This is a genomic window from Lacrimispora sp., assembly GCF_046972725.1.
Classification (GTDB): domain Bacteria; phylum Bacillota; class Clostridia; order Lachnospirales; family Lachnospiraceae; genus Lacrimispora.
In genome coordinates, this window is record NZ_JBKVXF010000001.1 from 1,148,453 (window position 1) to 1,172,752 (window position 24,300).

Sequence of the window (24,300 nt, forward strand, 5' to 3'; positions counted from 1 at the left end):
CGGGAGAAAATCCTTTCTTAAAATAAACTGCTTAAACAGCTTCGTTTAAAGTGGCTGGATAACCTTTTGATACAGCTAAATGGCTGAAAATAAAGTGCCGGATAAAGCAACCTTTAATTTGCTGGATAACAGTATGCGTAACAACGCTTGCCATAGGGATCAACATATGTATAAATGTACATCCCGTCCAGCTTTCTTTGGCTTTCGCCCTTTTGAAGAACTCTTCCTTTGTCGTCCTTCCTTTGTTTCACTTTTGCTTTTGCCATCTTTTCTCTCCTTTTATATAGGAAAGGAAAGAAGTTCTCTACTGTGCTTTAGTTTCTTCTTTACTGTAGAGTAAATCTAAACCATCAAGCACAACTTGCGATATGGTTTGATGATGGTCACTGGCATATTGCTTAATCTTCTCATGGTCCTCCGCGGTCACACGGACTCCAAGAACACTTTGCTTTGGATTATCGACCTGTGGTCTACCATTTGGATTTGCCATAAGAACTTTCACCTCCGAATCATCATCTTACATATAGTATACATCATTCTCTTTAAATGTTCAACAATTGTTTAACATTTAATAAAAATAATTATCTATACATACCAGCAAGATCCGGAATAAACTTCTTTGCCATAACCTCAAACTCTCCTGGTATTCTATACTGCTCCAAATACGCTTCAAATATATCTGTATTTACAAGCACCTTATTTCCCATCTTGTATGTTGCTCCTGCTATCTTTGCATATTCCTGAACTTTTGTAAGTCCGATACTGTAAAGATCAGCTGCTTCTTTATAAGTAACAAATCTCTTTCGTATCTTAGGATCTGCAAGATTCTGCTTCTTCTGTTCTGCCATACAAAAAGCTCCTTTCCATATTAGTAAGGTTCTATTTGACCTTCTAATATGTACTTGGAGCCTGAAAATCGTGATTACAGAAAAAACGATAATTTTTTCTTTAATTTTAAATCAGAGCAACAATATCAACAATGATTATATTTATTCCACCAATATCTATGTCGCTTGAGATAAAGGTATAGATAACAACGCATCCTAGATTTATGCCCTATTTGTAACAATAAACATATCCACTACCATTTTTGCCTTTTCCTCGTGCGTAGGAACATATCAAAGACATTTTTGCCCTATGCTCGTACACGAGAACAAATCGGCAAATTACTCACTATCATCACGCACCAAAATGGGAACTGAACAAATCGCCCAATCCCCACCCAGTTCTATGACATACTATTCATACAGCATATTTATAAAGTCTTTCAAGTTTTCAGCAATGTCAATTGTTGCATTTTCTTCATGATCAAAAAACACAATATGACCACTATTAACATTATAACATATATAATTTCCAAATGGATCTATTCCAAATGGCAATATATTTTTATCAAAATTCATCATCATTGCAGTGTCAAAACTATCTGCTTCTCGTTCTTCTGGATTAAATGATAAGATTGCACCTAACAACTTCTCATCAACCTTCACCATAAATTTTGTCTTTGAAGGTGTAGCTCCATTTGCCTTTTCAAGTAACTTTACTAAGTCTTCTGGAATTTTCACCCCATACTTATTTGATACATTTGCAATTGCACCATCAACTAAATCGATTTTATATTTCCATTCTATGCTCATCTTTCTGCCTCCTATCTGCTATCACTTCCGCCGCCCCAAATACTTCTACCTCCAGTATGGCGAGCAGCACTATGGTCGTACGCATTAACTAATTGCATTTTACCTGGTATTTCGCTATGGTGCCAAGTCAAACCACTAATTCTAGGTTCTCCATTTTTAATTTGCTCTAATTGTCTTGAATTAAATTTCTTTGCAAATTCAGGGTCTCTTTCTATTCGTTCCGCTAGTTTCTTTGTGCAATACTTCATCTGGTCATTATCAGAAGCCTTATACATATTTTCAGGTAGTTTACAGTTAAATTCCGATTTAAACACTGGAAAAACACCCTCTACCTTTTCGCCATTTAGCGTGAACACTCTTCTTGCAAACGTAACACCATTTACTTTTTCTCCCGCATGCCCCTCATTAATTGTAGGAATATGACGGGGTTTTACCCCCTCATTGTTACTATTCTGAAAGGCTTTTTCAAAGTTTGCGGCTTGGTTTGCTCTCGCATTTTCTGCTGTTTTTTCCAAGTTACTCACAAAAGATTCTAATCCCATTAGCAAACATCTCCTTTCTTGAACTCTTTCCATATATCAATGTATTTCTCTGGTTCATCTGTCAACTTTGCCTGTTCACGCACAACACATTCAATAACTTCATTTTTATATTCTTCTGGAAGCAAGTCCAAATAGGAATCTGCTTGTGATACAAATTTTTCTTCCCATTCCTCTATAGAAGTAGTATCTCCCAATTCTTCAATCATTTCATCATCGCAAACAATATCAAATATAGGTCTACTTACGCTTTCCAATGAATGATTTATTCTTCCATTAATAATTGATAGTGCCAATTTTTTAGTTTCTGTCTTCAAATCAGCACCAAGAATTATTTTAGACAGTTCAGATATATTCATATCTAGTTTTTCACCTTTTGCCTTATCTAATAAAGCTTTTAAGATATCGACTTTAGACGATAGTTTCATTGCATAACTAGTACTTTGTCTAGACATTCCACTGTCGTATGAATACACACCTTCTTCACCACGATATTTTTGAATTTTACATAAAACAGGTTCAACCCAATTATTCTGATATACAACAGCAACTCCTTTTGGAAGTTTAGCAATTTCATCAAGTTGCTCGTCTTTTAATCCTGCCGATTTACCTGCCATTCTTCTATCTTGCTCATCAGGAAGTCTCATAATTATCTTGGTATTTGTATTTCTGATAGCAGAAACATCTACAGCACTAGGTGACTGATCGACAATCAAGAATCCCTCACCATACGTACGCATCTCTGCTATAGCATTTGATATCATCTCAACAGATTTACCCGTCATGTTTGCGCCCTCCGAGTTTTGTTCTGTCGAAGTTCGTTTCAAGATATTGTGAGCCTCTTCCAGAATAGTTACATGCTTCAATGGAACATTCATGCTAACACTATTGGACATTCTGTACTCGCTCAATCGCATAATAAGAACACCCATAATCAACGCCTTTGTTTCTAATGAACCAATTCTGCTTAAATCAACAATAACTTTTTTATCGAACAATATTTCGTTGTCAATTTCCTGTGCCGAAAAAATTAATCCATTAAGTCCATTTGTAAGTGATTTTACTCTCGTCACAAGAGAACCCATATAATTGCTTTTTACTTCCTCTGAATAAGCAGATTTGTTAATTACATCCACCAACTCATCTAATAAATCTTGAAATGTTGGGAACAGCATTTCTGAATACAAATTTGTTGACTCAATCAAATCCCAACCACTCTTTTTGTATGCTTGCAATACAGCATCTTTTAAGACCGCAGGCATAGCAGCATACATTGGCCAACAAACATTAAAGATTTCTACAATTCTATCTGCATGCTCTAGAACATGAACTCCCTTCGGAAACTTAAAAGGATTAATTCTAAGCAATTCTGAATATGCAGGATTTGTTCCAAAAACTCTCACACTTGAGGATAATCCAAATACATTCTTGTATTCGCCTTTTGCGGGTTCTACAACCATAAAATTCACTCCCGCATTATCCAACTGTCTTATCAGTTCGTATACTGTGTTACTTTTACCAGAACCTGTTGATCCGGTTACGAATGCATGCATTGAAAGACTCTTGATATCAAGACGAACGTCATTAGGACATTCACTTCCCATATTAAAAACCTTACCAAGCTTAATAGAAGAGCCTTTATTCTCTGTATCATAAGTAACAACTTCTTTTCCAAAATCCGCATGTTCAATAACAGGAAGCCCACAAACAGACCTTCTAGGCAAGCCCATATGAATAGCTAATTCACTACCACTTACTAAAGAACAAGGTGTTACTTCAATATTTCCAACTGGACCTTCATACTTAAAGACAGGATGTATTAAATTAGTAACATATTGGCTAATCAATTCTGTTGTTTCTTTTTCTGCATTTCCCCATGAATTAATAGCTGCAATTTCAACGCCTGAATTTTCACCTCGCATAAGAGCCTTATATGTAGAAGCTGCTACTTCCGCTGCATATTGGTCATCTGAAAGGAAGTATGCCGCACACTCATACATTCCAAGGCTCTCAAACTCATCAATTCGTTTAAGTTGTTTATCAATTCGTTGAAGCGTTCCCTCAACAGCTTTATCATGCAAAGTAAGGGTCATTCCTTCAGTCATACCATTTGAGTATCCCTCTGTCTTTGTATTTCCATGGCTCATTCCTTCAGTAATACCTTCGCTCACTCCTGTTGACTTTGCGAGATTTCTTGATATCGATTCGTTTACTGTTTCTGAATCACTAACCGTCTTTGAAACAGCTGATCCAAGCATACCTGCTGCTCCAGACACAACACCTCCAACCACAAGGCTTGCACCACCAGTTACAGGAGCCAATGCAGCTCCTAAAATAGACGCAGCACTAGCAACTCCTTTTATAGTCTTTCCGGCTACACTTTCTTTTGATGTTCCATGCGTATAATTAGTACCAGAAGATGTAGTTGTACCATCTGTTTCCGTATTAGTTGTTGTGTTCGTTGTTGATTTATTTGTACTATCAGTTTCTGCAAAAGAAAAATTAACAGATTTATTACTTGTATAATTTACTTGCGTACTTGCAAATGCAGACATTTGTGTATATACATTTTCATAACCTCTTCTCAGCTCTTTAAGTTGTGAAGGTGTTGTTCCATTAGCAATAATAATTCCTGTATATTTTTTTCCTTGCATTGAAAGAACAAGTTTTTCAAGTCCCTGAACGAAACTTTGGTTTTTATCAATATTTGTCGCACGACTGTTGGCAACACATGATACTGCTGAAATACTATTATGCTTTAAATTAACAAGTTTTTCTTGTATTTCTTCAACAGTATAATCGTCTTGTATTTTGATACCCGGGAATTGTCCCTTCATTGCATTTTCTACTGTATCTTTTAAAGAACTTGTTGTTCTATCAGAATCAAGTGACCTTATTCCCATGTAAAAATCTGTTTTTGTTCCATTGCTGTCGATTATTACAAAAACTGCACTTTCTGTAGTAGCCAAAGAATTAAAAACACTGGCAAATTTATAAGTTGCAAATTCTTCTTGCTCATATACCATCTCTGTTATCTTGAAAAATCTAACATTGTCTCTGATATTTTTTTCTAATATTTCTCCAGATAGCGGAACAACAGGCATCGAAGATAATGTTCCAATATAATTTTTGAGAACTACATCATCTACAACTTGTAATGCAGCTTGATAACCGGAAGTTATGCTACCATACCTTATTTTTCCAAGGTCACCTTGTATATTGGCTACTTCTTCTTTATACTCTTCAATTTCGCCCATACATTATGCCTCCTTATCCGTAAGAATAATACCTACTCCAACAGCTGCGACAACTACTCCTCCAGCAATAAGCGCTCCTTGATGCACACATATACCAGCTACTGCTGCAGCCGCACCAACTGCAGTAACACCAATTCCTATTTGCTTTCTTGATATTGATGAATTTGGTTTATATGTTTCATTACTTCTAATATGCTCTGCTTTATTTCTATACAGATATTTGACCATATTTCTCAATAGATCCACACGTTCCTTAGAAAAATTACTTACAACCGCCACCATCTGACTGTTTAAATAAGCTTCATTCCACTCTGATGAGTTAAACTTCAATTCTTCCTCATCGTGCTCATCATACAAATCTGGGATTTTACCTATAGCAAAATCTAGCATCTCATCAAACTGCCTCATAGTTGGATCCACAAGCATCATGTCTTTCAACATAATTCGAACACGAACTTTCTTTCCTGACTCAACAGCCTCTCTAAACTCATTAGTTATTGCCATTCAAAACACCTACTTTCCGCTAATATTATCGCAATGCTTAATTATGCTCATTGCACTTTCTCTTATTGTTCTAATTTCACTCGTATCCATTTGATTTTTCGATACTATTTTTGAACAAGTCTCATTAATTTTCTTTTTATCAGAAAATATTGCATTCATTTCCATAACAACATCTCTGGTTCTTTTTATCACCACAGCCTGTTCTCTGTATTCCTTATCATTTTTGATGCCAGCAGGTTTTGGTGGATACATTTTATGGATTAGTCCCATTAAATGATTTATCCTTCTTTTACTAAAACTGTTTACCAATCCAACCAAAATATTATTTAAATCTTCTGTTGATTGGGAGAACACTTCGTCATCTTCTTCATTGCTTATCCATAACCCATTCAATCTGCTTTCTGCATAATGTAACATCTCATTAAATTGATTGAATGAAGTATCAACTAGTAAGCTGTCTTTCAACATAATACGGACACGCAGTAAATTTCCGTGTGAAACTGCCTCAACAAATTCTTTTGTTAATGCCATTGTTTCTGCCTCCCTTATATTTCAAGAATATTATTTACTTTTTCTTGAATATTTTCAAGCCAAGCTAATCTATCTTGTGTCTCTTTAATTCTTGCTTCAATATTTGCATTATCTTTTGCACAGGCTTCAAGTTCCTTTAATTTTTCTGATAAAACTGCATCAAGTTCATCAAACTTCTTTGCAAAAGCTTTTTTGATTGCGCGTGTTTGTTCTTTCGCATATTCAACCGCACTTGCGCTGTTTTCATACAAAAGTTCCTGAATTGGAGCAAAAAATCTTTGTGCTAACTCTGTACCGTCCACATATTCTTTATCTTCGTAAATATCCTTATAGTGTCCCTTCTCCTGTAACCACGTCCATGGCTTATACCATTTCTTGCTTGTATTCTCTACCCATTCTTCTCCAACCTTAACTCTTTCTGATCTAGTCATTTCACCTATTAATGAACTTGTATCAGAGATAATGTCTCCTTGCATCATTTCAAATGGATTTAATTCAACATTTCCAACTTTAATATCTTGAGCTAATTCTGCAATTTTTTTCTTGTATTCACCTAACAAATCTTCTGCATTTTTTTGTATATGATTAGATATTAAATTTTCAAGTTTTACTTGAACTTCAGCTTGCAATCCTTCAGCAAATTTTGCAAAAACCTGACATATGCTCTCCGCATCTCTTTTTGAAAGTTTTACATCAGTTGATGTTAACTGTTGTGTTATTTTTGCTTGCGCTCCTTCCATTACACTATCAGCCAATTTGCGAATTTCTTTATCATAATTTATTTTCTCAATTTGACCTTTAAATTTCTTAGCATCTTCTCCACTAGCAAGTTTTTTCTTTATAATTTCTATTTCTTCTAGGATTTCTTGCTGTTTATCTTGATTTGTAGCGATTTCTTGCTTAGTAGTTTCAAAAGAATGAGCACTTTCCAATTTCTTAATAAATGTATCTACAATATTCTTAATTTTAGCAGTCTTTGCATATTTTTGAACATACATCTTTATAGCAGCCTCAATAGAAATAATCCCGGAATGAATCAATGCTTGTTGTTTTTTATCTCCATTGGCTATAGCTTCAGCAAGCATATTTTCTACTTGTCCACGAGCAGATGGTGTTAATGGTGCTCTTTTTTCAAAGAACATTTCCTCGTTTTTGGTGAATTTTCTAGCCTTTGCCTTTGCCTCATCAACATCTTCCTCATCATCATCATCTGCTGCAATAGAGTCACATTCAGAAAGAATTGTTCTAATATTCAATGCTGTTAACGCAGAAGCCGGATAAATGTTCGGATTTTCAATTCCATTATCTTTCAAATAATCTCGAACTTTTGTTATAGCGCTTTCTACACTATCTTCACCTTTCTTAAAATCATCTAATTTATTCACTACGAAGATGAATCTATCTCTTGACTGTTTACCACCCACTTTCATACTATCTGCTACATGGCTTAATAAATTAAAATCGTCATTAACAGCCAACTGGGTTGCATTCATAATATAAAGCACAACAGTTTTTGATGATTCCGAAAGCATTCTATATGTAGCTGCTTTATGCTCAGGATCTCTTGAATTGTTTGGACCCGGAGTATCTACTAAAACAAGTGCTACATCATCTGCGGTTACAAACGGTATATTTCCCTCTGCATGTATTTTAGAAACGTCTGGATTTGAATTAAGCTGATCCATTATAGCATATGTTAATTCAGGATGAGTCTGGATTAAGTGTCCGTCTTTATCATATACTTTTGCCATAAAGTGCTCTGCATCATTATCCTTTATTTCTGTAATTGTTGCAGTACAAGCCTCCTGCTTTGCCGGCATTAGTCTTTGCTGTAACAATGAATTTATCAATGTAGATTTTCCAGCGCTCATTGTAGCAACAACATTAACTTCAAAATCACTGCTCTTTGCAAGATTAAAAGCCTTTATAACATCGGGTTGTCTCAATTCGTCAAATGGTCCATTTTGAATCTCATCAAAAACTTCCTGTATTGCATCTTCTTTATCTTTTACCTCTTTAGCCGGAATATGTTCAAGTTCAATATGAATATCTCTTTTTTCAGCATCCTCGACCATGCCAACCATATCCTCATAATCTGGGATTGTTCCATGAAATATTATTTTGAAATCTCTTGTACTACATTCTTCAAATAATAAGTCTGGTAATGTTTCTACCCATTCCTGTAATCGTCTATCTTCAAAATTAAGTTTACTGTTCTTTTTTAATGGCTCACCATCAATTTTGATTTCTGTTACAAGTTTATACGGATTGTATTTAATAAAAATTTCTCTCATTTCCCTTACCTCTCTTCATATAGTATTTTTTCTAATGACAACACTCCAGAATGCAAAAGTAATTGTTCGTTTTTATCTTCTGAGATTGCTATATCTTTGCAACCCTCTGGATAATAGTTATTAAATTGATACTTTTCCCTACTTAACTTACGATAAAACCCTTCAAGTTCATCCTGTTCATCATCATTAAGTAATTCGCCATAAAGACTCATCTTAGCCAAGTACCCAGCATATGCTGAAACTGGACAAACAAAAGGATCAACAAAACCAATATCAATTAAATCTTTCTTAACTTGTTCGAGCGTATCTACAACAGAATCTTCTTTTCTAAATCTATCTAACTTATTAACAACAAAGATGATTCTTCCTTTATAATTTTCAGAAACATATTCTAAGTGTCTTCTATCATCATCAGTTCCAATATTTTCACTATTCATTACATACATTAATGTGTCATATGTGGAATTAGAAATTGCTTGCTCACTTATCTCTTGATGAACTTTATCTTGCGAAGAATTCACCCCTGGTGTATCAATAAAGCATACTGCCACTCCTGTATCAGCAATAGAACGAAATCTTGTGCCAACATAAATTTCATTAGATTGATTACCATCATTATCTTCCATAAGGACTTCATAACTTGCATCAAGTTCTAGTTCATAATCATATTCATAGGATAATGTATCTTCAAAAGCTTTATTAAATAGATAATGCGTTTTTGCTGTACATGCATCATTTTGTGTCTTATTGACTTTTTTTCCAATTAAAGAATTAAGTAATGTTGATTTACCGGCACTCATATTAGCCGTAATCAAAATTCTCTTTTCTTTACTTTCAATAAATCTCCTATTCCTAGTAATACACTCTTTTATATAATCCGTCTGATCAAGCGTCTCACACTCTGATGTCTTGCCTACAACATAGGAAAACAACTCTTCAAGTTTTTTCCAATAACGCTTGCTATAGATTTCCAATATTTCAGCATATATTTTTTCGGATTTTTCAAGATTCAAGTAAGAGCATATAAATATAACATCTACCAATAAGCAATATCTGTATGAGAAAAACTTGAATTTTTTCATTTTCCACGATAGTATGCCCTTCGATATTTTCTTTAACTCTTCATCCTTATAATCATATTTTTCGGGATTTTCTAGCATTTTATTCTTATACAATTCCAACATACTCTTTGCATACAAATCATTCCCCGAATACTTCCTCACAAAATATTCCAACGTATTGATGTATCTTTTTTTATAATCTTCATTTTCAGCAAGCACAGGATGTTTGAGAACATACTGTGCTGCCCTAAGTATTTCTGTTTGCATCTACTTCCTCCTCAGCTGTCAATCAATTCAACTAAATTTCCTTGACTTCTTATCCACATGTCTATTCCTTTTCCAAAAACCTCTGCTTCTACCAGATAACCTTTTTCCTCAACACTTAGTATTTTAGCAGTAGGGAGTCTATCTAAAATTGCATCAATATCATTACCTAAATACCAAAATTTAATTTTCTCTATTTTGCCCCCAATCATAAATTGAATTCTTTTTCTAAATTCTCCCTCTTCAAATCTACTACTGTATGGTATGTGAAAATGTTCTTCACATTTATTTATCTCTTTTATTCTATCAACTCTATAAATGGTCGGAAACGAATCATTAATTACATCAAAATCTTTCTTTACTTCTGCATCATCAATGAATGCCGTGAGATAAAAATAATATTCTGAAAACATAATAGCTACTGGCTTAACTTTTCGATGTACTACTTTTTTGTCCTTCGTTCTCTCATAATCAATCTCAATAAACATGCAATTCCTAATAGCCTGTCCTATATCCCACATTCTATCTAGAAAATCTGACTGATGTCTTGGCTCAACATAGTGAAATTCTTCATTCGCTATCAAGTCCTTAACCAATTTCTGATTTTTTTCTGGAACACAACAGGAGATAAGCTTATCTAGTACAGACACCATCTCTTCTTTCTTGAATGCTCTGCTGTCCAACAATATTTTACAAATAGCAAGAATTTCGCTGTTTGATAGTTTAAGTTGATATATTTGTTCAAGCCTATATCCTTTTTCTATCCTATCATATACAACAGAATTAACTATTCCAGTATTTGTCATATCAGTTTCTAAAAAGTTACGGATATCATCTATATCTCTTTGAATAGTTCTTTCATTCACGCCATACTGTTGTGCTTCTTCAGCTTTATTCACTGAATAACCACCTAAAAGTTTTGTATAAATTCCTAGTGTTCTATCAACCTTTCCATTATCCATGGCTTCACTCCTGTTCTATGTGATAAACACAGTCTATCAAATTAGTATGACAGAAACTGTCACTCTGAATTATTTTGAGTGGTTTTTCTCCAATTTTTATATTCGCCGGTGGTTACCCTTCCATCTGTAGGTCTTTCTGCGTCCTCTGGAATCGCCCACGATCTACCAAACTTTACTGCTCCTGGAATTAGTCCCTCAGCACACATAATTTGCACTCTACGTGTCGTAACATTCCACTTTTCAGCTATTTCATTTACTTCAAAATATCCGTTTATCATTTTATATACCTCACTAAAATAAAAAACGCACTGTTGCTTAACACAAAATTAAGCTAACAATGCTATAAACGTGCAACTGGCTATCATTTTAAAGACCCTATAGTTTTGCGTCACAATCTTTCAATTGCTTTGCCTAATTAGTATGTAATTCACGTATAAAACAATTATATTCTCTCAACCGAATTTTGTCAATGTGTAATTGTGCATTTTGCCTTTTTTCAACTCCAATTGCGCGATATAATATGCATTTTAAACAAACACTCATAAAAGACTATACCGGACGAAACCTGTTTACAAAAGCCACATCCAATCCCTTCTAGATGGATATTTTCTGTCATCACATGCAACTAATATTTTATTATTTCCAAGACCTTTCAACGGCAAAATGCCGTCTGGCATCTTACCAAACGGCATCATAAATAAATCATAAATTCAAACAACTAATTGTATTTTTCCACTAATTCATTCCATTTTCCCTGAAAATGTTCCACACTCTTATTCCCAGTAATATCCTCTTCTGAAAGCACAGCCGCCAGCTTAGACCATCTACTTCTTGACTGTTCTCTCTGATATCTGACCACATTACCAGCTACATACTTAACATCTTTCAGTGCAACATCTCTGTCTGTATAAGAATGACGATTAGGTCTCTTGATTACAACATCCCCTACCTGAATATTCTTCGCATACTTTTCATCTGCTGCAATCATATTAAGAAACAAGCTATCTACAGAGAATTGAGATACAGTCATCGTTTCATATTTCTCTGAGCAACCAACTTCAATCAGAGCAAAAAATTTCTCCACGTCAGTTAGCTTGCCAAGAAAAGTATCAAACAACCTTTCCACGTTGATGTCCATAATCTCATTTCTAAGATCAGGTTCTTCGTTGTTTTTGTCTTCAAAAGCATCACCTTCGAGTCCATCCTCGTCCATTAACTGATCAACTGACATTCTGCCATCCAGATAATCCATAACCGCCTTGATATCTCTTACTGAAATCTCTTCTCTTACCTCATGAATCATCTCTGGTGTCACTTCGTAAATATCAATCTGCTTTGTTTTAGCTAGTTTTCTTCTTGTGCTAAGAATAAGGTTGAATTTTTTCTCCACGTCCTTGGTTATGCCATGAATTCCAGCATAAGTAAGAACTACTGCCTCAGATGATAAATGTTTCAAAAATGTTGTGAACTGATACTGCTTCTCTCCATCTTCTAAGTGATCAGAATCATTAAAGCTCAGCAGATTACCAGCAATAACAATCTTGAAGTTACTGATAAAGTCCTCTCTATCCTGACCAAAATCGTGTTTAAATAAACAATGTTTTCCTGCTGTCTTTTCCATCTCATCAATCGCCATTGTAAGCACCCTCTGATGAAGTTCTAACTTCTCTGCATCTGTAAGCTCCACGCTGTAATCAATACCATCTGCTGCTGGTACGTTATCTCTGATTGCTCTAAGGATTGCAATAACCCTAGTCATATAATCAGATAATGTTTCAATGTTACTGTTAAAAGAGAATGTTGTACGCATAATTCTTTTCCTCCTGCGACTTGTAAATTTGTCTTGGGAGGAAGCGCACACATCCTCTGGGTATTAAATTGGCATAAAAGAAAAGGCCTCCCTCCCGGTTGCATACCAGGAAGAAAAGCCTTCAATTTCTGTATTATATTGTTGCAAAAAAATAAGACGAGAAAAACGCCCAGTTCTTCACTGGTATTGTTTTTCACGCCTCTGTTGGGTCATGCCCGTGTATCGTGATGAGCACTAATTCAATTGTGTGTTTGCAGCTGCTTAGATATAATATCTGTCTCCAACAGCATGCTCTAATAACTGTTTTTCTGTGTACTTCTTTAAACATAATGCTCGCTTACAATGAGTACACTTAATGATGATATTAGGTAAAACCGGAGTGTCATCATTACCAGTAAGCTGATAAGACATGTGTAAGCTCTTCTTACAATTCTTGCAATAAAATGTGATCTCTTGCATCAGAATTCACCTCCAAAAAAGATAAAAAATAATGTTCATCTTCATCGAGAAAAAAGGGAATTGTCATTCTCGTGCAAATGTAGCCATAGCCGTTTGATCCAGCGGCTAATGAAGCAGGTTTTCCGATAGACACCGAGCCCATGTCCCCCACTGCAGAATACTCTAGCTGATCCCATATGTTTTTCATTGCCCAAACATATGTTCTGTATGTATAATACTCTGCTGTGAAGAATTTTTCAAGCATAATTTTCGTGTCTTCCCTCTCAAGTTCTCTCGAATAAAGATTTTATGCACCTTTCAGTGCAAAAATAAATTTATAAATCTAATGTCTTTAGAAGACATTGATTGGCAACAAAAAAAACGGAGCAAACAAGATAGAAGTAATCTGTACTTCTCATCTCATCTGCCCCGACTATGTGGTAGCTTATAGCTCCTATTTGCTCAGGTGGCAATTGTATTAACTTGCATATTCACGAATTCTGGCTTTATAGCCTTTCATGTTATTATAATCCCAAAGGACCATATTATGGCACTTGTCACATGGCTGTGACTGTTTCCCAGTGCAGCCAAAGGAATACGATTTCCCTTTATTACAATATGGGCAAGAAATCGTTCCTGTCGGCTTCAGTTTACTTAATATAACTAATTCTTCATTCAAATAATCCTACCCCCTTAATTTACAGCTTTGCTTGCATAGAAAACTGTGCTTGTCTTCTGAAAAAGTCTAAAGTTCTAATCCATGCAATATGGAAAACTATCTTTAATGCATGCGCCCCTTTTAATCCCTCTTGCTCCAAACAACCAACGTAGAGTCGTTGCAAATTATGCTTGCGATCATCAGTCATGGAAATCCCAAGATTAGTTCTAAGGGACGAATCATATCTCATATCCAATAATCTCTTCATAAAAGTACGATATTCTGTGACCAAGACAATCTGAGAAGCATCTGCCACTTCAAGCAAGTATCTCTTCTTCATCTCATCTGCATCGTCGCCAAATAATCTCACAAACTCCGCTTTGATTTCATCGCTGCTTAATTCATCTGCAATTGCATTCTTAATATTAAATGCTGGATATAAAACATCAAAGCCATATCCGTTCCATCGCAATACCTCAATTGCTTTCTGCAATGTGTTCCATCTCATTTTACTGTATAAAAGCGGAATCATATTCGGGATACTATCCAAAAATCTTTGATATACATTTCCTGCTACATTATTGCACTCAATGATCTGCATAAAATCAACATCATTATATTGGCAAGGGGTCTGCCCCACATTCAGTTTTTCAATCAAAATATCTTCCAGAATGCTTGGACAGGTATATTTTCTAGCATACAAATGTTTGTCCGCTAACTTATTGGTTTTGTCACACATAAAGTAATGAGAACCAATGATTGAATTCAAGGTAACATCCGAGTCCACATAAATCTGCTTTGTTTCAGCGATAAATTCATCGAACATTTCCTCGTCTACTTCCGATTCATCAATAAAATTATCTGTTATGTATGTTGTAAATACTTCATCCAATCTTCCAGCTACAATAAAGGTACTCTTTCCATACCCTTGTGCATTCAATTTCTTTACAACATCCAACATATAATCATCTTTATTATTGATTTTTGTATGGTATAGAATCAAATCCGGCTTGCGATTCTGAACCGACTCCTGAACTCTATTAAATACAACCTCATTTATTCTCGCAGCATCTTTCTGTCCCTGATTAATTCCCACACTGTCAGAGAGAATCACCTCTCTCTCATACGAGATCTTGTTTGATTTCAAGAAGAATTCCGCACTCTTTACTATAGGCTCGATTGTATAGAATTCACCTTTTCTTTGCTTTGACTTATTTCCAAAAACGTGGCTGAGATACAACAATGTAGATGAATCCTCTGTGTTTCCAGAATAATCAATTTCTTCTCCAACTTGTCCGTTCTGAGAATATTCTGCATTATATTTTGCTAGATCTGCCATCAATTCTTCATACAACTGCTCAACCATATCCGAATAATCAAATCCTACTAACATCGTATTAACATCTTCACTACTGATATTAAACTGGTCATCGTCATAATCCCGAACAAGCTGCTTGATAATGTAGTTTGTATCTTCAATAGCAAGTTTATCAATTGATTTGCTACTTCCATAGAATCCCATCAGTGCATCTTTTGTTAATTTCTCTATTGATGAAGCAAGAATCTCATTGATTTTTCTTATTCCAAGTCCAAAAGTCTTGTCATAATTCATCTCAAGTCTTTTTACAACTGCGCCTCTACACCTTTCACATAATTCTTCAATATCTTCTATACTCTTACAGTTTTCCTTAACTGTAACAATATACTCTTCAACTGCCTCAATAATAAGTCCCTTAATACTATATCTGATTTCTTCCTCATTCTTCAGCACTGTCTTCACTCTAAAGTCATACCCATCCTGAATAAAAACTCTAGCTGAGTTGATGTGGTAAAGAATAGAACATGCTGTTGTTTCTCTAAGGCTTGTCAATGCCGGAACAAAATTTTTCAAAGCTTCCGGAGATAACACAGCACTCAATATAAACCTTGTTTTTCCGGATCCAGTACACCCAACATTCAAAATTTCAAAAGGATCTTCTTCCTTCTTAATTATCGAATACTCGTCGTTTAGAAAATCTTCATATTTCTCTGGATATAACACCTTCGTTACCAGCTCTATTGATAATGTCTGATACTTTAACACTGAACTATGATAGCCACACTTTTCTGCATCCGTGTTAATTGTTCTCATTTTCTTCAGAAGATCAAATGATAAATCTGAATGTAGCAATTCCTCAACCTCTGAACTTACCCTTCTTGCTGCCATAACTGTAATGTTCTTCTCATTACCTATCGTCACTTTATTCTGCTTACCATCCTTGGAATAAGACAGCTTGTAATTACCGCCATCAAGAATCATATTAACTTTATATTCCGTCATTTCGCTCTTCCCTCCGTTTTTTTATTTCTTTCAGGAATAATTCAATTGCTTTATTCTTTTTATAATATACTCTCACCCTTTTCTTTTGTCAATAGTTTTAAGAATATTTTTTCATTTTTATTCTCAATCCACTCTCTTCGCCATTGTTTTATCTGTTTTTAAGAATAGGCTTTGCAAATTATTCCTACATATAAAAAAGAGTGTACCATTTTACAACAGCACACTCCCCACTAACTTTTTTCAGGTTCAATCCTTACTCCGTCTTTAAATACATCTGCACCCCACCATACACAACCGCCAGGTTCAGATTCTCCACCTCATCTGGTGTCACCCACACGGTAAAGCTTGTTGCAATACCATCATGCTCCGTAACCTTATTCCCTGCATTATCATATACTTCAGCCACATACACGTTCTCTGCATATAAGGTTAAAAGCTCTGTTGCGGGATCAAGTGCAAACACGTTCACGATGTCACCTTTTCTTAAGCTACCATTTACAACATCAGCAAAGTTCTGCGCATCAAAGGATGTTACTTCATAACCACTTAAGTACTTATCCATCACTTCATCCTTGCCTGCAAGGTTATCTGTTAGAACCATCTGAGACTTCTTCATGGAATCCTCAATATAAAATCCATCCTTAGACAAATCACCTAATGACTTCACCGCATTCTCCGGAACTGTGGATAGGCTACAATAAATTGGACAGATATTTTAAGGTCATGTAAAATAGAAGCTAGAAAAGGAGTAATGATCATGACCGAAAAAAGAAAGCCCCGTTCTTATACGGATGAATTTAAACAGCAGTTAGTTCAGCTGTATCATAATGGAAAAAGAAAATGTGATATCTGTCGTGAATACGATATTGCCACCTCATTGCTGGATAAATGGCTCAAGCAGTCTGCCACCTCTGGTTCTTTCCACGAGAAAGATAACCGTTCCACAGAACAGCAAGAATTAATTGAACTGCGTAAACGAAATAAACAATTGGAGATGGAGAACGACATTTTAAAACAAGCAGCGCTGATTTTAGGACGAAAGTAAATGTGATTAAGGCAAATGCTCACAAATACTCTGTATCAGCAATGTGTAAAGTCCTAAACAACCCTAGAAGTTCCTATTATTATGAAGCAACGCAGAAACAACCAGAAGATAGTCTGGCAGCTGAAATCCGTGAGATATTCCGGCAGAGCCGGAATAATTATGGTACTCGGAAAATCAAAGTGGAGCTTTCCAAAAAAGACCTCAGGGTTTCCCGTAGGCGCATTGGGAGAATCATGAAGCAAGAGGGGCTTGTATCCTCCTATACCGTAGCACAATACAAACCACATGTGGATAAATGCAATGAATCCAAAGTGCAAAACATAGTAAACCGGGATTTCTCCGATCAGCCGCAATATAACGTTGTAGTCAGCGATTTGACCTATGTACGGGTAGGAAACAGCTGGAATTACATCTGTGTGCTTGTTGATCTGTTCAACCGGGAAATCATTGGTTACAGTGCTGGCAAGAACAAAGATGCCAAGCTGGTTAGTAAAGCTTTTTCCAGAGTCAATGTAAATCTGGAAAAAATACAGATTTTCCACACCGACCGTGGGAATGAGTTTAAAAATAAAACTCTGGATGAAACGCTTGAAACATTTCACATTCGCCGCTCTCTGAGCATGAAAGGGTGTCCTTATGACAATGCGGTAGCAGAGGCTACATTTAAAATCATTAAGACCGAATTTGTGAAAGGTCAGGAATATGAGACGCTAGAGCAGTTACAGTACGAATTGGCTGATTATGTAAACTGGTTTAATAACCATAGGATTCATTCCTCACTTGGTTATTTGACCCCCAAAGAGTATCGACTTACTAACCTTAAAAAAGTTGTCTAAAAAAGTGTTGACAATCCACCATGATCTCCGGCATAATTAAGTAAGTCCTCCATCTCGGTTCCGTGATACTCATGCCATCCTGCATATAAAGCCAGCTTTGCTTGGTTATTAAGCGAACCATCTTTCAGAAGCATATCAATGGACTTCTTTCTGTTTACACTGATTCTCTCAGGTGTAATCTCACCCTTAATCGCATTCTGACTTTCAGCAGCCTTGCAATCGTTAAATAACTTTTCAAAGAATCTGCTCTTGCATAAGAACTCTGATATTCTCCTTCTGCCATTTGCGACAGTAAGCTGATGAGACTTATCTGCATCTTTCTTATAAAAACTGTCGCGGCAACCACCTACCTTGCTTCGATCTCTTTCTCCTGGAAGTACATCTGACACGTTATGAAGAAAGATATCCTCTCTGACATCCTTGCCAATAATACGAGCAGTATCGATCCGAACAGTAGGTTCCGCCATAGCTGCAATGATCTTCTCTGATTTCAGCTTCATAATCTGCTTCTCAAGATTTTCCTTTTCTGCCTTAAGCGCCACCACTTCATTTTTCAGTTCCATATTTTTCTTCTTACATTCCGTAAACTGCGGATTCTCCACTTTGTTAGGAACCTTGGCAATCTGAGGATTATCACCTTTTCTACCACCAGGTGCTGGGGCTGGACCCGTAAATAGAACAGCTGCATCTGTTCCAAATAACTTGCACAATCCCTCAACTACTCCTCTAAATTCTTCATAATCGATGCTTACCTTGTCATCCTTTGAAATCACCATTGGAATCTGTCCATCTAAAGCTTGCTTTGTTTTTTCAATAACTGTTGACTTCCCATAATAAGATTCCAGTTTCTTAGAAAGATTAGATTTCGTTAGCGATTCATTGCCAATACTCTGGTAAACACCAATATATTTTGGAAGGCTTTTAATTTTCTCAATCAATATAACCATCTCCTTTCCTTGCCCTCTAATATGTACTTGGAGCCTAAAAATCGTGATTACAGAAAATAGGGCAAAAAAAATAGTCCAACCGACTGGAATTTCTTCCAGCCAATCAGACTAAGTCCCAAACAAATATTTCTTTCAATTTCACCAGATTCCAAAGCTCTGGACTTTTGAATCCCTTGTATTTCCTACACTCCATCCAATCATACTTTTTTCCGGTCAACCATAACGCTACACTGGTAAAGAGAATAACAGGATACGCCTATAGTTGCATGAACTATCGGCAGAAAATACCGTACTCCTATGTCGTCCGCGTAAGGTTTCCACCCTAATACCCAAGCAGAACCTTTGATCAACTTGACCAAAAGTTGTCACTCATATGTTGACTGCATGAACCCGCAGCTGTGCTTGAAGGCAAAAAGAGAAGGCCCTCACTCCCAAGCAATAATGCCTGACAATAAGAGCCTTCCGCTACAGGACAAGCTTAGCACAACTGCCCCTACAGTAAACATATGAATATTTTCTTTATTCGTCCCAATCTTCCTCATCAAACTCATCTGTTTCTTCAACTGCAAAAGCAACGTCAATATAATCTAAGTCGTCATTCTTTTCATCATACGTTTCCTTTGATATTACAATTTGAAATGGATCTTCATAGAGAATCTCTGTTTCATCAATATCAAATCGTTTATAGCATAATGAATACCTTTCTTCAGAAGTTTCTTCCAAGATGAAAGATACCTCCGCTAAATCATCGACTTCCTCATAGAATTCCGACATCTGATATAAACATACGTGATTCTTTTTATCCGCAATGTAAATCTCTGGCTGCGGAATATCGCTAAGTGTTCCAAGCAAAGGAATCAACTCTTAAAGATCTGGGTCATTTGATTTAGATAGTTCTTCTAATAACTTTTCATTTCCAATATCAGGAGAAAGATTAAGTTTTAATGCCATTATCATCATCATAGCACACATATATCCACCTTTTGATTCTCCCGTAGTATTATCAATACATTCAACTCTAATGTACTGTGATTCCATATTCTACACCTTCCACTACAAGACAACCTTTGGTCAAGTTGACCAAAAGTTTCTATTCTTCATCTTCACAACGCTTGATAACTCTTTTTATCTTATCAATCGGATAAGGGGCGTTTTCAGCTGTGTGATATTCTACTCTATCAACCTCAACGACTACTTCCTTATTATTATATCCCACTGGAACCATTACCGTATCTCCTGCCTCAATCTTGTCATCATCAGTCAAATAGCAATACGTCTTTTCTGAATCAAACTCAACGTAGCAAAAAATCAATTCATCTTTTTTGCGAATTCTTTTACTATAAACTGCTGGATCAAGAATTTCTCCAATTCCATAGAACAGCATAAATTCGCGAATACTATCCGCTACTTCAGCAAAATCATAAGGCAAACCGTTTTTGTCAAATGTTCCCGTAAGAACCTTTCTGCCAGCTCTCTTATACTGGATTTCAATTTCATAATCTTTAGTCTCTAAGGAATTAAATAATGCATCATCGTCATTTCCCTCGGTGAATGTAAATAATTCTTCCTCTTCCATTCCTTCCAAAAGTGACGAAATACCGCCTTCTATCTCATATTCTCGTTTTATCTTACATCCGCTTCCAACATTCTGAATATGAGTTAATGTCTCAGTAGCACGGTCGATTACAATATTCTCACTATAGTCCCATGTAACATACTCATATGTAGCATCTTCTGGCAAGGCACCAGGCTTTATTTTTGTCACTCGATGATAATTAATCTTTAATGATTCAATCTGATCCGGTGATTCCTGTCCATCAAACATAAACAAACCAGGCTTTTCTAATAGTGTTCTAAAATCTTCTGATATATCTATCAGTTTATCAACTATAGGACATAGAGAACCTCTGAACAAAAATTCTTTTCCCTCTGCATTTGTAAGAACTAATTCCCATGAACCTACATCTGTTGCAAACGCAGCTTCAAATTCATTTGAAAAGTATTCTTCCAATAAAGAAAGCATTTTTGTTGCTGTCGCTATGTCAATCCTATAGTTTTTACTATCAATCTTTCTATATTTACTTCCATCGCCAAAACAATAATCAGAATAATATATTCTCCCATCAGATGTAATTGTAAGGTGTTGCTCAACTTCATCCGATTCTTCTGGACATGGACCATATCCAAGACAATTAGCAACAAGTCTCATCTTTCTGATGCTACCAGAAAACAAAAATCCCTCATCTTCTGATTCAGCTGTTATTCTTTCCAGTCTTCCAAATGCAGTAATGAACCATGCTCTATTAGCCGCATCTGTAATAGATTCTCCTAGACCAGCCCAGTGATTGAAATATCTCCATTTTGAAAAAATAGCAGATCCCAATAGTTGAACATCATCAATCGTATCTATTACCTTATCTAACTCCTGCCAATCATTAAAAACATTGTTATCCGGAAACGCCTTTATGATAGCTTCACCACAGTCCATCTTGAATTCAAAAGAGAAACAATCGTCTGCAAATGATTGATCATCTACTATATCCATATCCTTGGTATTGTTATTACGGAGTGCATCAAACCATTTCATTGAAAAATCATGTATCTTACTCACAAAGACATCCTCCTTCCAAACAATTACTCTTTATAAATCACATTATTAACATCGAAGTAAACCCAGTCACCTTCATTGATATCCTTCTCATAGAGTTTCGCATCAGAAATCTCCATAACAATTTCCTCGTGGTCATCACCACAAAGAACAACCCTATCCATCATGATGTAATCAGCAGGACGTTCTTCACAACCATAATCTGGTTCCTGGATTTTTAAGACTAATAACTTCATTTTTTCCTCTTAAATACATCATCAATAAAGGTGTCAAAGAACTCCGTCTCTGCTACACCTTGCCAGAATGCATTTTTCTTTTCCTTCTTAATTTTTCTGCGCAAGCCAAAATCATCCTTCAATTCATTTACACGCTGCATAGTACTTTCATTTAATGCAAACTCCATTAAATAAATATCTTCTGAATCGAATCGCACTCCTGCGTCAAGGGCCATGTTCACAAGCCTTGATGAAGCACTCATATTAAATAAGTTGTTAGCATACCATGCTACATCATTATGATTCCCAAAATCAGAAAGACGAGAAACATAACTCGCTCTCGTACTCTCTGACCATTCATCAAAATGCGATACATATTCTTGCCAGCTTAATGGTGTCATATCGTTATCCTTTACTTTTCTAATGTCTTTTCAAGTTGATTCAATAGTTTTACCCATTTTATTGAAATCCACACTAAATAGCGAAAAGTGAAAAGCCCAAACTATTACCTTTCTGCTTGTGTTCTTCTTTATATTCGATAAATCTATTCTAAAAAAACGTGATGCTTAAATCACAAAAATCTTACAGCTTAAATCTAATATGTAATTTAACCAATCATTCATAGCCTCATTATTCCATTCTTCATACTGACTGAATCTTGTATTTATATCATACTCTGAATCAATATACACATCTCTTTTTATTTCATATTTCTTATTTTTAACACGATCTCCATTTTCTTTTAAGGTTAAGATCGTCAAATTTTTCAATTCATTAACGTCATCCAAGCCATCTGGTATTGTATCTCCATCTTGTGGAGACTGCGAAAAAATATGCTCAATTGAAACATCTTCGAAATTTATTATTTTCCCCTTCTCAGCTTTTGGTTTTCCTTCAGCATTATCATCATACCATTTATGATATTCATTTAAAGTCGCAAAAAGATACTTTATTAATTTATTATTTCCTCTCTCAACATACTTCATAGACTTTAGTTTCTCTTTAAACACATCATCTCCAGCACTTTCATTAATTAATGGCCGTAGTTGTGCAGTCAAACTACTTATCCTATACGCTCCAGGATTTTCTCTTATTTTAAGCGCTTCTTTCATAAAAATATTACCTAGCTTTTGATGTTTATTATTACATACTCCCTTGTATCTAAACATAAACTTTTCCAATACTTGCACAATGTCATTAAACTTATCATGAGAAAGTTTTGTTGATGCAATTAATAAAGCTAATGTTATATCATAATCAAGATAACTAATTAGGTTTTTTAATCTATTTCTATCCCATAAAGTAATCGGTTGCATATCTTCATATGGCCATTCACCTGATTCAATTGAGTAAAATTTTAAACTCGCTTCATGAATAATATCTACACACATATTTACATTGTTAATTTCTTCATCTGTATACTCTGGTTTACGTTCTTCAACACCAAATATTTTTTCAATATAATCATCAAAAAGAGAGTTAGTTCCGGCCCTTTTCCCCATTACAGACATATAATAATATCTTAGGAATCTATCAATAGCCTTATTTTCGCCCGAAAGTATTTCATCCCATTTTCTTAACAGCGCCTCTTCATCAAATGTACTATCATCTTTTGCCACAATCTCTAGTGTTTTAGATTTCAACAAATCGCCCACTGTTAATCCCATTCCTCTATCATTCAAAACTTGAAACAATGCATATGCGTCCTTTTTGGTCTTTGCATCAATAAAGATAACCGTACAACTTCTGTCTATTACTTCTTCTATAGCGGCTAACATATTCAATTTTTCAGACACATCATCACTTTGACTAACATTCTCAGCAACAAAGCGTCTGATTTTATCATATGCTTTCTTAAGTTTTTTGTGAGAATCTCTATTTTCAGGTATTGTTTCGCCCCTTATTATTGCTTCATAACATTCTTTATCTGCATCAGATACTGTAAGATGTCTAACTTTGACTGGTTTTCTGTTTATCTCGTCATCATAAACAAAATACTTTCTTTCAATTTTAGTCATTCTAACGCTTATTAGTTCTAAGAGTTCTTCATCTTGTATGTCATCTTTTATTTGACGGTACGAATAATATATTGCAGTTACTAGAAGCATTGTTGTCGTTATTCTCTGTTGACCATCAACTATTTCTCTCTGCTGTCGATTGGATCCTTCAACAATTTTCTCAACACAAACAATCCCACCAAAAAAATGATCTTTATCATTTTGATTAATTAATTTTGATATGTCCTCAATAAAATCTTCAACTTGTTCATCGTCCCACGCATAATATCTTTGATACTTAGGAATGTCAAATAAAACATTTCGTTCAAATAGTTTTCCTATTTCCACATATGATGGAGTAATATCCATTTTATCTT

The 24,300-nt window shown here is 35.4% G+C and carries 24 protein-coding genes and 1 riboswitch; of the genes, 1 reads left to right on the top strand and 23 read right to left on the bottom strand.

Annotated features, from left to right (window positions below):
• Positions 1-113 precede the first annotated feature (113 nt).
• From ACLTWA_RS05580 to ACLTWA_RS05655, 16 genes are all read right to left on the bottom strand, one after another.
• A complete protein-coding gene (locus ACLTWA_RS05580) occupies positions 114-266 on the bottom strand; it encodes an integrase DNA-binding domain-containing protein (protein WP_412326590.1) in 153 nt (50 codons plus the stop codon).
• A gap of 38 nt (positions 267-304) precedes the next feature.
• Entirely contained in the window at positions 305-490 is a 186-nt protein-coding gene (locus ACLTWA_RS05585) for a hypothetical protein (RefSeq protein ID WP_412326591.1), read from the bottom strand.
• 91 nt (positions 491-581) lie between these two features.
• The gene (locus tag ACLTWA_RS05590; protein ID WP_412326592.1) at positions 582-848 is read right to left on the bottom strand and encodes a DUF6462 family protein; all 267 of its coding nucleotides are present in this window, start codon (positions 846-848) and stop codon (positions 582-584) included.
• A 390-nt stretch (positions 849-1,238) separates the two neighbouring features.
• A complete protein-coding gene (locus ACLTWA_RS05595; RefSeq protein WP_412326593.1) occupies positions 1,239-1,637 on the bottom strand; it encodes an SMI1/KNR4 family protein in 399 nt (132 codons plus the stop codon).
• An 11-nt stretch (positions 1,638-1,648) separates the two neighbouring features.
• On the bottom strand, positions 1,649-2,179 hold the full coding sequence (locus tag ACLTWA_RS05600; RefSeq protein ID WP_412326594.1) for an HNH endonuclease: 531 nt from the start codon (positions 2,177-2,179) through the stop codon (positions 1,649-1,651).
• Entirely contained in the window at positions 2,179-5,433 is a 3,255-nt protein-coding gene (locus ACLTWA_RS05605) for a helicase HerA domain-containing protein (RefSeq protein ID WP_412326595.1), read from the bottom strand. Before ACLTWA_RS05605 ends, ACLTWA_RS05600 begins: the two co-directional genes overlap by 1 nt.
• A gap of 3 nt (positions 5,434-5,436) precedes the next feature.
• Positions 5,437-5,937 carry a hypothetical protein gene (locus ACLTWA_RS05610; RefSeq protein WP_412326596.1) on the bottom strand — a complete coding sequence of 167 codons (501 nt, stop codon included), beginning with the start codon at positions 5,935-5,937 and terminating at the stop codon, positions 5,437-5,439.
• Between the two features lie 9 nt (positions 5,938-5,946).
• Entirely contained in the window at positions 5,947-6,468 is a 522-nt protein-coding gene (locus ACLTWA_RS05615) for a hypothetical protein (RefSeq protein ID WP_412326597.1), read from the bottom strand.
• A 14-nt stretch (positions 6,469-6,482) separates the two neighbouring features.
• Positions 6,483-8,762 carry a dynamin family protein gene (locus ACLTWA_RS05620; RefSeq protein ID WP_412326598.1) on the bottom strand — a complete coding sequence of 760 codons (2,280 nt, stop codon included), beginning with the start codon at positions 8,760-8,762 and terminating at the stop codon, positions 6,483-6,485.
• Between the two features lie 5 nt (positions 8,763-8,767).
• Positions 8,768-10,090 carry a dynamin family protein gene (locus ACLTWA_RS05625; protein ID WP_412326599.1) on the bottom strand — a complete coding sequence of 441 codons (1,323 nt, stop codon included), beginning with the start codon at positions 10,088-10,090 and terminating at the stop codon, positions 8,768-8,770.
• Between the two features lie 11 nt (positions 10,091-10,101).
• Positions 10,102-11,049, bottom strand: coding sequence for a helix-turn-helix transcriptional regulator (locus tag ACLTWA_RS05630; protein WP_412326600.1), 948 nt, complete (start codon positions 11,047-11,049; stop codon positions 10,102-10,104).
• Positions 11,050-11,108: 59 nt separating this feature from the next.
• Positions 11,109-11,327 carry a DNA-binding protein gene (locus ACLTWA_RS05635; protein WP_412326601.1) on the bottom strand — a complete coding sequence of 73 codons (219 nt, stop codon included), beginning with the start codon at positions 11,325-11,327 and terminating at the stop codon, positions 11,109-11,111.
• A gap of 68 nt (positions 11,328-11,395) precedes the next feature.
• Positions 11,396-11,471: riboswitch (cyclic di-GMP riboswitch) on the bottom strand.
• A gap of 296 nt (positions 11,472-11,767) precedes the next feature.
• Positions 11,768-12,859 (bottom strand): hypothetical protein, encoded by a 1,092-nt coding sequence (locus ACLTWA_RS05640; protein ID WP_412326602.1) that lies wholly within the window; start codon positions 12,857-12,859, stop codon positions 11,768-11,770.
• Between the two features lie 424 nt (positions 12,860-13,283).
• Positions 13,284-13,562: a hypothetical protein gene (locus ACLTWA_RS05645; RefSeq protein WP_412326603.1), complete on the bottom strand. Its 279-nt coding sequence runs from the start codon at positions 13,560-13,562 to the stop codon at positions 13,284-13,286.
• A 433-nt stretch (positions 13,563-13,995) separates the two neighbouring features.
• Positions 13,996-16,275, bottom strand: a complete 2,280-nt coding sequence (locus ACLTWA_RS05650; protein ID WP_412326604.1) for a hypothetical protein — start codon at positions 16,273-16,275, stop codon at positions 13,996-13,998.
• Between the two features lie 253 nt (positions 16,276-16,528).
• Positions 16,529-16,942, bottom strand: coding sequence for a hypothetical protein (locus ACLTWA_RS05655; protein ID WP_412326606.1), 414 nt, complete (start codon positions 16,940-16,942; stop codon positions 16,529-16,531).
• A gap of 90 nt (positions 16,943-17,032) precedes the next feature.
• Here ACLTWA_RS05655 and ACLTWA_RS05660 point away from each other — a divergent pair.
• A protein-coding gene (locus ACLTWA_RS05660) for an IS3 family transposase (protein WP_412326607.1) occupies positions 17,033-18,156 on the top strand; the annotation gives its coding sequence in 2 pieces (ribosomal slippage) (positions 17,033-17,291 and positions 17,291-18,156; 1,125 coding nt in all).
• Here ACLTWA_RS05660 and ACLTWA_RS05665 read toward each other — a convergent pair.
• From ACLTWA_RS05665 to ACLTWA_RS05695, 7 genes are all read right to left on the bottom strand, one after another.
• A complete protein-coding gene (locus tag ACLTWA_RS05665) occupies positions 18,153-19,094 on the bottom strand; it encodes a hypothetical protein (RefSeq protein ID WP_412326608.1) in 942 nt (313 codons plus the stop codon). The two genes, ACLTWA_RS05660 and ACLTWA_RS05665, sit on opposite strands and share 4 nt — an antisense overlap.
• Before the next feature lie 528 nt (positions 19,095-19,622).
• Positions 19,623-19,955: a hypothetical protein gene (locus tag ACLTWA_RS05670; protein WP_412326610.1), complete on the bottom strand. Its 333-nt coding sequence runs from the start codon at positions 19,953-19,955 to the stop codon at positions 19,623-19,625.
• 12 nt (positions 19,956-19,967) lie between these two features.
• Positions 19,968-20,141 carry a hypothetical protein gene (locus ACLTWA_RS05675; RefSeq protein WP_412326611.1) on the bottom strand — a complete coding sequence of 58 codons (174 nt, stop codon included), beginning with the start codon at positions 20,139-20,141 and terminating at the stop codon, positions 19,968-19,970.
• Positions 20,142-20,193: 52 nt separating this feature from the next.
• Positions 20,194-21,714, bottom strand: coding sequence for a hypothetical protein (locus tag ACLTWA_RS05680; protein ID WP_412326612.1), 1,521 nt, complete (start codon positions 21,712-21,714; stop codon positions 20,194-20,196).
• A 23-nt stretch (positions 21,715-21,737) separates the two neighbouring features.
• Positions 21,738-21,947: a hypothetical protein gene (locus ACLTWA_RS05685; protein ID WP_412326614.1), complete on the bottom strand. Its 210-nt coding sequence runs from the start codon at positions 21,945-21,947 to the stop codon at positions 21,738-21,740.
• On the bottom strand, positions 21,944-22,327 hold the full coding sequence (locus tag ACLTWA_RS05690) for a hypothetical protein (protein WP_412326615.1): 384 nt from the start codon (positions 22,325-22,327) through the stop codon (positions 21,944-21,946). Before ACLTWA_RS05690 ends, ACLTWA_RS05685 begins: the two co-directional genes overlap by 4 nt.
• Before the next feature lie 165 nt (positions 22,328-22,492).
• Positions 22,493-24,292, bottom strand: a complete 1,800-nt coding sequence (locus ACLTWA_RS05695) for a DUF262 domain-containing protein (RefSeq protein ID WP_412326616.1) — start codon at positions 24,290-24,292, stop codon at positions 22,493-22,495.
• Positions 24,293-24,300: the final 8 nt, after the last annotated feature.